The organism is uncultured Gilvimarinus sp. (assembly GCF_963975215.1).
Classification (GTDB): domain Bacteria; phylum Pseudomonadota; class Gammaproteobacteria; order Pseudomonadales; family Cellvibrionaceae; genus Gilvimarinus.
Map to the genome: position 1 here is coordinate 36,528 of NZ_CAXBFW010000016.1, position 13,365 is coordinate 49,892.

Here is a 13,365-nt window from a genome sequence, read left to right on the forward strand (position 1 = left end):
TCTAGTCTTAGTTACAGGTTGATTGCATAGCATGCAGATCCGTAACTGGCATCACCCCCCAAGGATGTCAGTATTGTGGCCGATAACAAATTGTTATCGGCCTTTTTTTTGCCAGTTGTTTGCGCTTGCGCCTCAGTCTACTCCTCGTGTTCCTCTGGCTGCAACTCGCGCCCGCCCTCTAACAGCCAACCCGAAAGTTTCACCTTAAGCTCTTCTAACCCGGTCTTTTTAAGCGACGAAAACATCTGCACGCTGATTAAGTCGTCCACTTGCGCCTCTTTCAGTTGCTTCTTTATTTGCAGCAAGGTGGTGTTGGCGGGGCCTTTTTTAAGCTTGTCGGCCTTGGTGAGCAGCAGGTGTACCGGCATATTCACCTCAACCGCCCAGTTGATAACCATGGTGTCAAAATCCTGCATTGGGTGGCGAATGTCCATAACCACCACCAGGCCGGTCAGGCAGCGGCGCTCGTGCAAATACTCCGATAAATTTGCCTGCCATTTTTGCTTCATGGCCAGGGATACCTTGGCGTAGCCATAACCGGGCAGGTCGACTAACCGGGTGTCGTCGGTTAGCTCAAAGTAGTTAATCAGCTGAGTGCGGCCCGGGGTTTTACTGGTGCGCGCCAGCTTAGAGTTGTTGGTCAGGGTGTTAATCGCACTGGATTTGCCCGCGTTGGAGCGCCCGGCAAAGGCGACTTCACGTCCGGTTTCGGGAGGACACTCGCGGATACTGGGAGCACTTTGGGTAAATTGTGCGCGGTTAAAAGCGATGATGTCGGACATGGCGGTTACTCGTCATTACGGCTTATGGGGTGCTAAGTCGGCAGTGTACCGGTTTCGGGTTTAGGGTGCCCCTATAAATTCGGAGCCGCCTCTGGCCTTCATGGCTTTTCGCTATCGGGGCGCCCTTATAGTGGGGAATTGTTCAGAGTTTCGCGAGTTAGTATATAATGCCGGCTGCAACCGGGTTGAGCCATCTTTTTTGGGGCCTCAACCTCTGCCTGGCAAGCAAAGTCAAGGCAACATCGCCAACACAAAATGACGACTTCACAGGTTAGCCAATGAAAAAACATGTTTTATCTTTGCTTCTCGCAATGGGGGCCGCAGCGCTGACCCAAAGCGTTAGTGCCGCTGGTGATGCCAGTGCCGGTGCCGACAAATCGGCTGTCTGTGCCGCCTGTCATGGCGCCGATGGCAACAGTCCTGCGCCAACCTTCCCTAAAATTGCGGGGCTAGGTGAAAAATACATACTTAAGCAGTTGCGGGACATTCAAGCCTGGGATCAGGCCTCCGGTGACGATAAAGCCACCACTGGCCGCGCCATTCCAGAAATGACCGGCCAGCTAAGCGGCTTGAGCGACCAGGATTTGCAGGATCTGGCAGCGCACTATGCCGCGCAAACCATGCAGCTGACTGGCTCCAAGGAAATGACCGTTAAAATTAACTCCGGTGAAGTTGTCGATGCTCTTGAGCTGGGGCAGCGGACGTTCCGCGCCGGTAATCAGGAAACCGGTGTTCCGGCCTGTACCGGCTGTCATTCACCCACCGGGGTGGGCAACGCGCCGGCGGGCTACCCGCGCTTGGGTGGGCAGTACGCCGAGTACATCGAGAAGCAGCTGCACGCCTTCCGGGCGGGTGAGCGTACCAACGACGGCGATCAAATGATCATGCGTCTGGCCGCTAAAAACCTCAGTGATTCCGAGATTAAGGCGCTGGCTAATTACATTGCGGGTTTGCACTAACCGCAGTGAGCGAGTAAAAAAGGCGACCAGAGGTCGCCTTTTTTGTCCTTAAGCGTTCAGGTTGTCCCGGAACTTGCGATTCAATTGTGGTTCTATACTCTGTCATTGTGATTCAATGGTTTCGATAAACACTTATAAATGGAGCGAAATTATGCGCGTATTCGTGGCCCTAATCGGCATCTTATTTAGCTTGGTCGCCTGTGCTCAGGAAGCCACCCCAACCTATGAAGAGGGCAAAGAGTACACGGAGATCGCCGAGCCCGTGCGCACCGACGATGCCGATAAGATCGAAGTGCGCGAAATGTTTGCTTACACCTGCGGCCACTGCTTCCGGTTTGACCCGCTGTTTCACGAGTGGCGTGAAAAGCAAGGTGACGATGTCAATGTTGTTCAGACTCCCGTCGTTTGGGCCAAGCAAATGGAGCCTTACGCCCGCGCTTTTTATACGGCTAAAGCGCTCGGTGTGTTAGAGGACTCGCACATGGATTTGTTTAATGCCTTGCACATTCAGAAAGCGCGCATTCTGAATGTTGAAGATTTTGCCGAATTTTACTCGCAGTACGGCGTTGATAAAGACAAGTTCACCAAAACATTTGAGTCTTTCGGTATCGACAGCCAATTGCGTCAGGGCGATGCCAAGGCGCGTGCTTACGGCATTAGCGGCACGCCAGAGCTGGTTGTTGACGGCCGCTATCGCGTCAGCGCCAGCGGCGCGGGCGGTCACCACGAGATGCTGCAAGTTACTGATTATCTGGTTGAAAAAATCCGTGCCGAGAAAAACTAGTCACGCCGTCAGCTGATCTGATCTGCAAAAGCCCCGGTAGTGTTCCACTACCGGGGCTTTTTTATAGGGTATTAGACAGCTCTGAACTGGTGTTGAAATTTGTGCCGGTTATAATGAGGCAATCGACCGTAACAGGTGACAATAACGATGCATGATTCTGAGCTTACTGGCGACGGGGCCGTTAAATGGCGGGATAAGTATCTCGATGCATTAGATGCCCAGGAGCAGCAAGAAAAAGCCTATCAGGCCGAGTCGCAACTGTTGGCCAAAGCGCTGGCGCGGGTTAGCCTCGCGGCCGAAGGTCAGCATCCCGAGTTAGACCAGGTGCTCGAAGCCTTGCGTCGCAGCCTGCGAGCCGACGATAAAGGCAGCCTGGGCGAGCACCTACAGCGGTTAGAGCAGTCGCTGCTGGATGTGGAGCGCTATCGTGATAAAAATACCGCACAGCAAAGCGCCGCGTTGCAGGCCATGGCGGCTCGCTTGCAACAGTTAACCCCCGAGCGAGCGCTTAAAAAGCAACTTCGCAGTCTTAGCCTGGATGCTACCCGACAGCGCAACCGGCTCGACGCTTACCCCGAACTGCTGCATACGCTGGAACAGCTGCAAGAACAAGTGCTGGCAGAGCGTGTACAAGAGACTGCCAGACCCGCGAGTTTACTCACACGTTTGTTTGGCGCCGGCAGCGACGCTCATGGGCGCGAGGCCGCTGCGGCCGCACCCGGGCAAGAGGATGAGCATTTGCCACCCGGCGCCGAGCAAGGCAGTGGTAGTGCCGTCAAAGCCGATCGTGCCCTGTTTGAGTTAAATCCTAACGCCACCCTGCGCGACAGTGAAACGGTAAGCGACAACTTGCGCGCTATTATTAACGAGCTGTTGCTTAGTGTTGAGGCCCAAGCCATCGCGCCAGAGCGTGTTAGCGCGCTGCAACACCGACTGCGCTCGGGCATTAGCAACGCCGATTTACTGCCAGCACTGGGCGAAGTCCGGGATTTGGTGTTGGCCGCCTACATGGCCGCGACGCGCGCCTTTACCGGCTACCTGACAGAGGTTAATGAGCAGTTAGTTGATATCTACCAGGTGATTGAAGGCGCGGCCCAGCAAAGCGATGGTTGGCAGCAGGCAAGTGACCAAATGCAGCAGAAAATGCTGAGCGAATTTGCCGAGTTGGAGGGCCAAAGCGCCCGCGCCGAGAGCCTTGATGCGCTGAAACATCAGGTTCAGAATCGGCTGGGTAATATCCGCGCGGCGCTGCAGGAATATCAAAGCGCGAGTGAGCGAGATCACCCGGTTACCGAGCAGCTAAATCTATTGGCGGCCCGTGTGCGAGAAATGGAGCAAGAGGCCACGCATAGTCGCGAGGTACTTGAAGAGCAGCGTGCTAAAGCGCTAAGTGATCCGCTGACCGGCATGCCAAATCGCGAGGCCTACAATGAACGCATCCACCTGGAGCAACAGCGATTTCAGCGCTACGGTCATCCTCTGACTTTAGCCGTATGTGATTTGGATTATTTTAAAAATATTAATGACACTCTTGGCCATCAGGCCGGTGACCGGGTGTTAAAAGTGCTGAGTAGTGCGATCGCCAAGCGCTTGCGGGAAGTGGACTTTTTTGGTCGCTATGGCGGCGAGGAGTTTGTCATTGTGATGCCAGAGACAAACGCTGAACAGGCGTTTGGTGTGCTCGATCGCATCCGCGCGGCCATTGCTAAAACGGCCTTTAACTACAAAGACACACCGGTGGACATTACCGTGTCCATTGGTATTGCCGAGTTTCGCGCCGGCGCCGACGAGAGCGCCGAGTTAGTGTTTGGGCGCGCCGATAAAGCGCTTTACGACGCGAAAGCCGCAGGGCGCAATACCTGTATGTTGGCGAGTGGAGAGTAACAATCTATGAAATGTATGATTGCCGGGCTGGTTGTTACTTTGTGGCTGTGTGCCGGGGCAAAGGTATACGCGCTCGAGGTTCACGTGCAAGACGCGCAGGGTGATGGCCTGAGTAATGCCGTGGTGGCGCTACATGGCCGCGAGCCGGTGACAGCCCCGGCTGAAACATACGCGGTGGTGGATCAGGTGGGCCGGGAGTTTGTGCCCTATGTGGCTGCGGTTCAGGTGGGTAGCTGGATACGCTTTCCTAATAGTGATGACATTCGTCATCATGTGTACTCTTTCTCGCCGGCTAAACGCTTCGAGCTTAAGTTGTATCATGGCTCAACGGCCGAACCGGTTAAATTTGATACCGCCGGTCAAGTGGTGCTTGGCTGCAATATTCACGACTCTATGGTCGGATACGTCTATGTATTAGACACGCCCTACTATGCACTGACCGATAGCCGCGGCCTGGTGACTATCGATGCTCCGGCTGGCCAATATCAACTGGAAATTCAGCACCCGCGCAGCACCGTGCCGATCGTCCAGTCAGTCGTGATTCACCAAAACCCGAATTCGCTGAGCTTTACGTTGTCGCCACTTGCACCGGACCCGCGCGACAGTCAGCCCAAAACAGACCTGGAAAAACTGTTTGATCGATAAGCGACCGCCATCATGATGCGTTACCGCATTAAGTTGATCTTGATCTTGCTGGGCATGGTCGTGCTACTGCAAGCTTCCTCATATATTGCCACCCGCACGGTGATTCTCGACGCCGTTATTGACGACGCCTACCGCGAGCTCGATCGCGGCGGGCGCTTATTTTCGCAGCTGATGACGACGCGGGCAAAGCAGTTGGCGCAATCGGTGAATGTGCTCACCGATGATTTTGGTTTTAAACAAGCCGTGGCCAGTAGTGAAAGCGCCACCATTCGCTCCGCATTACGTAATCATGCCGCGAGGGTCAATGCCGATCTCGCCTTTGTTATAGGCCTGGATGGGCGACTTACGGCCAGCAGTGGCGAGCTAGACACAGAGCGTTATAAAGCGCTGTCGCAATTAACGGCCGCGCTTTCCGGCAGCGGCGCTCTGTACGCCCCTCTGGTGATTGATGGCACGCTCTATCAAGTGGTGTTTTCTCCCATCAATGCGCCGGTACGTATTGGTACGGCAGGCATTGGCTTTGAGATAGATCAGGCGCTCAGCGAAGATCTGAAAAACCTGACGGATCTCGATGTCTCTTTTTGGCTACAGGGAGAGCAGCGATACGAGTATCTGAGTGGAACGCTAGAGCCCGATGCACGACTACAGCTGCGTGACTCGCAAGAGCTGCTAACCGCCGAGCCCAACCATGTATGGCGTGGCGGTGAGGTGCTCTACAACAGCGTATCCATAGCTACCCAGCCACAAACGCTTATCGCTGTTTTGCAGGCACCGCTGGCCCGGGCACTACAACCGTTTTCAATATTAGATACACAATTGCTGTCACTGGCAGTGTCCTTTTTACTGATTGCCGGGTTTATCGCTTTAGTGTTGGCGCGCAATGTGACTGAGCCGGTAAAGCGCTTGTCGGGAATTGCCCGAACCATTGCTCAGGGTAATTATGATTCTCCTATTGAGGCGAGGGGTAAGGATGAGTTCGCAGAATTAACCCAAGCGTTCACGAGCATGCAGCACGCCATTGCCGAGCGAGAGCGGCAAATAGTGTTTCAGGCCCAGCACGATAGCCTTACGGGGCTGGCGAATCGCTCGCAGGTATTTGCGTTACTGCAGCAGGCAATCGCTGAGGCAAGCCAAAGCGACAAGGTCGCGTTGGTTGCGGTTGTCGATATTTACAAATTTACGCAAATTAACGACACCTTGGGAGCCGAAACCGGCGATCAGGTGTTGCAGGAGCTGGCCGCTCGGCTGCGTCTTTTTGTCGGGGCGGATGGTCGAGCTGTGCGATTAGGTAGTGATGAGTTTTTATTGATTGTCACGGAGCCAACGGTAGCGGACGGCGTAGCGAGTATGTGGCAGCTGCGCAACAGCTCGAGCCGGCCACTGCACATTAATACCAGTGAGATTCGCGCGGAGCTTAACGTCGGCTACGCCATTTACCCGAGCGACGGCATGCGCCCTGAACTATTAATGCGGCGTGCAAACCTTGCTCTTAATCACGCGCGGCAGAGTCATGCCGGAGTGTCGGGGTATCATCTTGGCTGGGATGAAGATCACTTGCGCCGTTTACAGCTATTAACAGATTTTCGTCCGGCACTAGAGGCCGGAGAAATAACCCTGCATATACAGCCAAAAGTGTCGCCTAATGCGAAGCAAACGTTAGGTGGTGAGGCGCTGGTGCGCTGGGTACACCCACAATTTGGGTTTGTTAACCCGGAGGAGTTTATCAGCGTTATAGAAAGTGCCGGGCAGATAAACCTGTTGACTCGCTGGGTGATTGAGCAGGCGGTTGTGATGCTTGCTGCACTTAGCAAACAGTACCCGGGTTTTAAGCTGTCGGTTAACTTATCGGTGCTCGATTTACTGGACAATGAGTTGTGCGAATTTGTTGCGCATTTACTTCATCGGTCATCTCAAAGCAGTAGTGGTTTATGTTTTGAGATGACCGAGGGCGCCATAATGCGCGAGACGGAAAAGAGCTTAGAAAACCTGGAAAAACTACACGCGTTAGGCGTAGAGCTTTCGATTGACGATTATGGCACCGGATACTCATCACTGTCGCAGTTAAAAAGATTGCCGGTCAGTGAACTTAAAATTGACAAATCGTTCGTGCTGAATCTCGAGCGCAATCCGGACGACCAGCAAATTGTAAAATCAACGATTGATCTGGGTCACTCGCTTGGTTTAAGCGTGACCGCTGAAGGGGTAGAGTCGGAATCCAGCCGCGATTGGTTGTTGGCTCATGGCTGCAATACCTTACAGGGTTACTTTTACAGCAAGGCCTTGCCATTCGATAAGTTTGAGCAATGGTTAAAGCGTTATCGGCACCAGGAGCGGGTACAACATGAAGGTTAAGCGGATCTTAATAGCGGCGTTAATGTTCGCATTGTCGCTACCTGTCATGGCTGGGCAAGGCAGCAGAATTATTGCCACTGGGGGCGCCAGCACCATTGAAGGTACTGCCGGTGGAGGCATCGTGCCAATGGCTGTGATGTCGGGTTATGGGGCGCAGGAGGAAAGTGGCGGTGCCGTCTTTGCAAGTGTGGTGAACACGTCCGATTACGATTTGACCGCAGTGGGCGCTAGCTGGAGCTGGCGAAACCGATTTGAGTTATCGCTCGCTGACCAGACGCTGCAGCATCAGACTTTGTCTGCGGCGCTGGGCGTGACCGATGAAACAATTCGACAAACCGTGGTGGGGTTAAAAGTTAGAGTAGCCGGTGATGTACTCTATACCGCCATGCCACAAATCAGTGTCGGTATGCAGTATAAGAAAAATCATGACTTTTTTATTCCCGCCGCCGCTGGCGCCCTTGATGACAGTGACCTGGATTATAACGTGGCCGCCACTAAAGTCTTTTTGGGTGGTTTTTTTGGCTATAATTTGTTGCTAAATATGAATGCCCGGTATACCCGGGCTAATCAGGGGGGCTTGGTTGGCTTTGGCGGCGATTTGAATAGTGAGCGTGAGTGGCAGGCGGAATTTTCAGGTGGTGTTTTCTATAATAAGCATTGGCTGCTCGGGGTAGAGCATCGTAACAAACCGGACAACTTATCGTTTGCCAGCGAAGACGACTGGCAAACTGCTTTTGTGGCGTGGTTTCCAAATAAATATGTGACGGCGGTAGCCGCGTGGGTCGATTTGGGTGAAGTGGCGACTTTACCCAGTCAGGATGGCTGGTACTTATCTATTCAGGGGAGTTTTTGATGAGAATTTTAAGTGCTTGCTATTTAATAGTGGTGCTGGCTGGGATTGTGTCTTGTGTGTCGCACTCGCCAGAGTCCAGGTTATACCAGCGGTTAGGTGGCCCTTCAGGTGTTGACGCTATTGTCTATCAGCTGCTGGTTAGTATCTCGCAAGATGACCGGGTGGTTGATCGATTTTCTGGTGTGGATATTGAAAAGTTTCGCGTTGGGTTTGCCCAATATATCTGCAGTGTTAGTGATGGCGGCTGCACTTATACTGGCGACAGTATGCAGCAGATTCACGCGGGCCACCAGTATACGGCCACGGAGTTTAACGCCATCGTGATTAACTTGATTCGCGCCATGGAGCACGAGAAGGTCCCCACACAGGCGCAAAATGAGTTGTTGAAGCGTTTAGCGCCCAGTTATCGCGACGTAGTTTATCAATAAACTAAACGTTACATTTATTAACTCGAGCGCCGGTAAGGCGCTATACAATGGTTGAGTTAACCTTTCTAACCAAAATAAAGCATAAGAGAGAAAAGCCATGAGAGCATTGCTACTTTCTGCCTTAGCCCTGACTGCCGGAACACTGCACGCGGCCGAAAGCTTAGAGCTTAACGAGCGGGGTTATTTCTCTATGCCCGGCCTGGATGTTACGGTATTTGCGGATATTTACCCCGATGGACACCAAACGGGGGTAACCGTTATTCAGCATGGTGAGCGCACGGCAGCCAATGGCGACTTGCGCTTAGAAACCTCGCCGGGACAGTGGTCACCAGTGCCGGCCGGTGTGGGCGATGCGCTGGTCGACGAGAAAAACCAACGTATTTCCCAGACGCTCGCATACCCCGATGAAAGCAAAAACCGCAAGGGTTTTAACCCAATTATTTATCCCGACCTAAAATTTACCTATAAGGTTCACGTCGAGCCGCTAGAGGGGAGCAGCTTTAAAATCAGTGTTGATTTATCGCAACCTTTGCCCGATGAATGGATCGGTAAGGTGGGATTTAATTTCGAGCTGTTCCCCGGCGATTTATTTGGTAAGTCGTATTTAATGGATGACAGCGCTGGTATTTTTACCAATCAGCCGAATGGCCCGGTGGTTGAACATCACGGAGAGTGGTTAGGTGCACCCTTGGCAACTGGAACCTCATTAGTGGTCGCTCCCGAGGCCGCAGCACAAAGGTTGCAGATCGAGCAGGTAAAAGGTGGCAAGCTGGAGTTGTGGGACGGCCGGGCTAACCATAACAATGGCTGGTTTATTGTCCGTTCATTAATACCGGCCGAGGCGAGCCGCAATGCGATTGAGTGGGTGGTAACGCCCAACGTTATTGATGACTGGCAATATCAACCGGTCATTCAGGTCTCGCAGTTGGGCTATGGCGTGAGCTTGCCTAAAACCGCGGTGATTGAGCAGGATGCGAGTGATACCAAAGCGAGTAAGGTTCAGTTGTTAAAGCTTGGCGCCGATGGCGCTAAGGCGGTGGCAGAAGCGGTGCCAGAGCCCTGGGGTAGTTTTTTACGATATCACTATTTGCGTTATGACTTTTCTGACGTGCGCGAGCCTGGCATGTATCAAATTGCCTACCGCGGGCAAAAATCACAACCTTTTAAAATTGGTGAAGATGTTTACTCGCGTCACGCCTGGCAGCCGACGCTGGAATATTATTTGCCGGTGCAAATGTGCCATATGCGCGTTAATGAAAAGTATCGGGTATGGCATGATAAGTGTCACCATGACGATGCGCTAATGGCGCCGGTCGATTACAACCACATTGATGGGTATATTTCGGGCCCCGAAACCTTAACCAAATTTCAGCCTGGCCAGCCGGTACCGGGTTTAAATAAAGGCGGTTGGCACGATGCGGGCGATTATGACTTGCGGGTTGAGTCTCAGATTGGCACGACTTGGCTGTTGGCGATGATGGTTGAAGAGTTTGGTTTAAACTACGACGCCACCAGTATCGATCAGGCAAAACAGCTGGTGGAAATTCACCAACCCGACGGAAAAAATGATGCCTTGCAACAAATTGAGCACGGCTTATTGTCGGTGTTGGGTGGTTATGAAAACTTAGGTCGGTTGTACCGGGGTATTATTGTTCCTACCAAGCGTCAATACGTGATGTTGGGCGATGCTGCCGCGCAAACCGACAACTTGGTGTATCACCCAAGCTTAAAGCCCGGCGAAGTTAGAGATGGGCGCTCGGGTACACCGGACGATCGCTGGGTGTTTACCGAACAAAATCCTAACCGCGAGCTGGATGTCGCCGCAGGGTTGGCGGCAGCATCACGGGTGATGCAAAGCTATAACCCGGCGTTGGCACAACAAGCACTCGAAGCTGCTGAAGCCATTTACACCAGTGCGTTTGCTAAGTCAGATAAAACCGCCACACGCGCCTTTGCTTTGGCGGAGCTAATATTAGCCACCGGTAAGCAGGTTTATATCGATACGCTGACAGGCATGAAAGCGGAAATAGTGGCCGATATTGACAACAGCGCCTGGGCCATTGGCCGGGTAATGACGGCGGTTGATAATCCAGAGTTTGTGAGTGCGATTAATAATGCGGTGGTCGATCAGCAAAAGCGGGTAGAGGCTCAGGCCGCTGAAACGCCTTATGGCGTACCCTATAAACCGCATATTTGGGGCGCAGGTTGGGGAATTCAGGACTTTGGGGTTAAGCAATACTTTGTGCATAAATCCTGGCCTGATATCGCCAGCAGTGACATTTATGTTAACGCCTTAAACTTTGTGTTGGGGGTTCACCCAGGTAACAATACCAGCTCGTTTGCCTCCGGCGTGGGGTCACAGTCCGCATTGGTTGCCTATGGGGTTAATCGTGCCGATTGGTCGTATATTCCGGGCGGTGTGATCTCTGGTACGGCGCTTATTCGTCCCGATTTACCCGAGCTAAAAGTTTGGCCGTTTTTTTGGCAGCAAACGGAGTATGTGATGGGCGGTGGTGCCACCAACTATATGTTTCTGGCGTTAGCCGTGGAGGCATTAGAAAAGGCCAATAGCGTTAAAGCCAGCTCGGAAGCTGTGCATTAACCCCGCCATAAAAGGTTAAAAGGCAGGCTCTTGGGTGAGGGTCTGCCTTTTTTATTTTCTGTTAGACAACAATTTTACTCGTCACCGGAGTAATCGATATCGCTCCAGTTTTTGACAATACTTTTTACATAAAGCCCTGATTCTGTCAGATCGTCATCACTCCAGGCCCCGTCCGCTGCTGTGCCATTTTTTAGCATTGAAGCGCCTTCGATTTTGTCGTTAAGTGCCCAGTTGGCATGGCTCAGCTGATTGCGTTTAATAAAGTCTAGCCACTTCTGGGTGCTCTGCCTATCGACGGCGCCGTCACCGTTGGCGTCAACCGTTCCCCACTCGGTCACCATTAGCGCGATTCCCTTGTCCAGTGCATACTGGGCTTTTTGCCGTAGCTCGGCTTTGTGAGTGCCGGCATAAAAATGCAGGGTGTAAGCGATATTGTCGATGCCGGTTATAGGGTCATCGGCCGCCTTGTCTACATCCTGTGACCAGGTTTGGGTGCCGACAATAATAAGGTTATCTGGGTCGATCGCGCGGATTGCGGCGATCACCTCTTCAGCGTAAGGCTTAATAACACTCGCCCAATCGGTGTCGGCCAGAGGCTCGTTGTAAATTTCGTAAATAATATTGGGTTGCGCGCCGTATTTGCGGGCAAAGTGCTGAAAAAATGCAATGGCATCTTTCGGGTGGTCTTCGGCGTGGTGGGCGTGCCAGTCAAGAATTACATACATTCCCTGATCGGTGGCGGCATCGATGACCGCCTCCGCCTTGGCGATATTTTCCTCCGGGTGAGTCAGCATGCCGCCGTTTTTACCGGCGCCGATAGCGGCGCGAATGATGGGCGCGTTCCACTGCTCCTGAATATAATTAACGACTTCGGCGTTGTAGTATTTATCGGCGCCCCAGCCGGTGTTGCTCCAGAATAAGCTGGGCCCCGCTAAGGAGACCGGTTGCGCCTGCCGATCGACAATTTGGTTGCCTTTGACCGCAAGCTGGCCATAGTGCTCTACAGCGGTGTCCGCCAGCGTGGGTAGGCAGATGCTAAGCGCAGTGCCAAGCAGTACACAGGGTAGAGATTTAGTGGGCATTATAAGCGCCTTTTTATGTAAGAATTGCTAGCCTCATTTATACTAACCGTTGCCGTGGCTGTCCAACAGCGGCGATGCCGAAAAAACAATTCTTTACACCCGAACTCAAAGGGTGTGTGACTGAACAGGAGGTGAAACGTGCGTCTTGCCATGGATGTGGTAAATGCTTTTGCTCGCGGTCCGTTTAGCGGAAATCCAGCGGCGGTCATCATTACCGATAAGCCTTTGCCCGATAAGCAAATGCAGGCAATTGCCGCGCAAAACAATCTTGCCGAAACGGTTTATGTGGTGACCGGCGAAACCCCTTGGTCGATCCGCTGGTTTACGCCGGCGCGGGAGGTCGATTTGTGCGGTCACGCCACATTGGCGGCGGCCTATGTATTGGCTGAGCGAGGCCTGCTAGAAGGCGACGACGTGGCTTTTAGCAGTGCCAGTGGCCCGTTAGCGGTTAAGCGCCACGGGGACGGCTGGCAGTTGGACTTTCCGGCCCGGCTTACCGGCCCTGCGCTAGACGTTGAGGTTGGTCACATTGCCTCTGCGCTGGGCTGTCAAAAGGATGATATTGAGACCTGCTTTGACGGGGTGCAGTTGATGGTGGTGCTGAAAACCGAGGCGGCGCTGCTGGCACTTAACCCTGATTTTCGGGCGCTGTCGCGGTTGCATGATTTTGCCGTTGTGGTGACCGCACCGGGTAGCGATGATTTTGTGGCGCGCTTTTTTGCCCCTAATGCCGGTATTGATGAAGATCCGGTCACCGGCTCGGCCTACACTACCCTAATGCCCTACTGGGCCGAGCGCCTACAGCGCACCAGTAGTAAGGCCCGGCAGTTATCTGTTCGCGGTGGCTGGCTTGAGTGTACACTGGCGGATACACGGGTGCTTATTGCCGGCGTCGTTGAGCCGTATTTGCAGGGTGAAATTCAGGTGCCTGAGCTCTAAAACGCTGCTCTGGGTAATGGCCCGTAGCAAGATAATGTTTGTGAAATCGTCTATG

11 protein-coding genes are annotated in these 13,365 nt (G+C 53.0%); 9 read left to right on the plus strand and 2 right to left on the minus strand.

Translation table 11 applies throughout. The annotated features are described in order from the left end of the window. Window positions 1-137 precede the first annotated feature (137 nt). A complete protein-coding gene (gene yihA, locus AAC019_RS11465) occupies window positions 138-782 on the minus strand; it encodes a ribosome biogenesis GTP-binding protein YihA/YsxC (RefSeq protein ID WP_339899036.1) in 645 nt (214 codons plus the stop codon). A 278-nt stretch (window positions 783-1,060) separates the two neighbouring features. Between yihA and AAC019_RS11470 the strand changes: the two genes are divergently transcribed. The 8 genes from AAC019_RS11470 (at window position 1,061) to AAC019_RS11505 (ending at window position 11,289) form a co-directional block, all read left to right on the plus strand. After that, entirely contained in the window at window positions 1,061-1,741 is a 681-nt protein-coding gene (locus AAC019_RS11470; protein WP_339899037.1) for a c-type cytochrome, read from the plus strand. Window positions 1,742-1,892: 151 nt separating this feature from the next. Beyond that, window positions 1,893-2,525, plus strand: coding sequence for a thiol:disulfide interchange protein DsbA/DsbL (locus tag AAC019_RS11475; protein WP_339899038.1), 633 nt, complete (start codon window positions 1,893-1,895; stop codon window positions 2,523-2,525). A gap of 147 nt (window positions 2,526-2,672) precedes the next feature. Beyond that, window positions 2,673-4,409, plus strand: coding sequence for a diguanylate cyclase (locus tag AAC019_RS11480; protein WP_339899039.1), 1,737 nt, complete (start codon window positions 2,673-2,675; stop codon window positions 4,407-4,409). A gap of 6 nt (window positions 4,410-4,415) precedes the next feature. Beyond that, a complete protein-coding gene (locus AAC019_RS11485) occupies window positions 4,416-5,054 on the plus strand; it encodes a methylamine utilization protein (RefSeq protein WP_339899040.1) in 639 nt (212 codons plus the stop codon). 12 nt (window positions 5,055-5,066) lie between these two features. After that, the gene (locus tag AAC019_RS11490; protein WP_339899041.1) at window positions 5,067-7,406 is read left to right on the plus strand and encodes an EAL domain-containing protein; all 2,340 of its coding nucleotides are present in this window, start codon (window positions 5,067-5,069) and stop codon (window positions 7,404-7,406) included. Then, the gene (locus tag AAC019_RS11495; protein ID WP_339899042.1) at window positions 7,396-8,259 is read left to right on the plus strand and encodes a DUF3034 family protein; all 864 of its coding nucleotides are present in this window, start codon (window positions 7,396-7,398) and stop codon (window positions 8,257-8,259) included. Before AAC019_RS11490 ends, AAC019_RS11495 begins: the two co-directional genes overlap by 11 nt. After that, entirely contained in the window at window positions 8,259-8,687 is a 429-nt protein-coding gene (locus AAC019_RS11500; RefSeq protein ID WP_339899043.1) for a group 1 truncated hemoglobin, read from the plus strand. The genes AAC019_RS11495 and AAC019_RS11500 overlap by 1 nt, the downstream gene beginning before the upstream one ends. A gap of 97 nt (window positions 8,688-8,784) precedes the next feature. Then, entirely contained in the window at window positions 8,785-11,289 is a 2,505-nt protein-coding gene (locus AAC019_RS11505) for a glycoside hydrolase family 9 protein (protein ID WP_339899044.1), read from the plus strand. Between the two features lie 74 nt (window positions 11,290-11,363). Here the strand turns inward: AAC019_RS11505 and AAC019_RS11510 are convergent, their stop codons facing one another. Further along, window positions 11,364-12,371 carry a glycoside hydrolase family 5 protein gene (locus AAC019_RS11510; RefSeq protein ID WP_339899045.1) on the minus strand — a complete coding sequence of 336 codons (1,008 nt, stop codon included), beginning with the start codon at window positions 12,369-12,371 and terminating at the stop codon, window positions 11,364-11,366. 138 nt (window positions 12,372-12,509) lie between these two features. Between AAC019_RS11510 and AAC019_RS11515 the strand changes: the two genes are divergently transcribed. Beyond that, window positions 12,510-13,310 (plus strand): PhzF family phenazine biosynthesis protein, encoded by an 801-nt coding sequence (locus AAC019_RS11515; protein ID WP_339899046.1) that lies wholly within the window; start codon window positions 12,510-12,512, stop codon window positions 13,308-13,310. Window positions 13,311-13,365 lie beyond the last annotated feature (55 nt).